Below are 286 nucleotides of genomic sequence, written 5' to 3'. Positions count from 1 at the left end.
GTGAAGAGGGTTTCACCGGCAATCAGCTGATTCTGGTTATTCAGATATAGCACCCGGAATTCTTCACGCTCCAGTCCCGCCATGTTCAGAATCAGCCATTCCCGTGCCGCACGGGTGGAGGTGAAGGCCACACCGGGTTCATGAAGATGACGGTCCAGGGTTTTCAGGGCCCGCAGAATGAGACTGCGCTCGCCGGGCGTCATCTCTCCGGGCAGAAAGGAAATCTGTTGCATTGTTCCTGCCCCCTTTCAGTCAATGATGCGCATAATGGCGTCGTATTCCGGAT

Annotated in this window: 1 protein-coding gene; it reads right to left on the bottom strand. The window is 55.2% G+C overall.

Translation table 11 applies throughout. The features are described 5' to 3' along the window. Positions 1 to 233, bottom strand: a 233-nt coding sequence (locus tag LZP73_RS20565) for a JAB domain-containing protein (RefSeq protein ID WP_284693647.1), incomplete at its 3' end; no start/stop codon positions are given. Positions 234 to 286 lie beyond the last annotated feature (53 nt).

This window comes from Shewanella sp. AS16 (assembly GCF_021412365.1).
GTDB lineage: Bacteria > Pseudomonadota > Gammaproteobacteria > Enterobacterales > Shewanellaceae > Shewanella > Shewanella salipaludis.
Note: the sequence above shows the minus strand (reverse complement) of the source record. Positions and strands in the feature narration are given on the sequence as shown.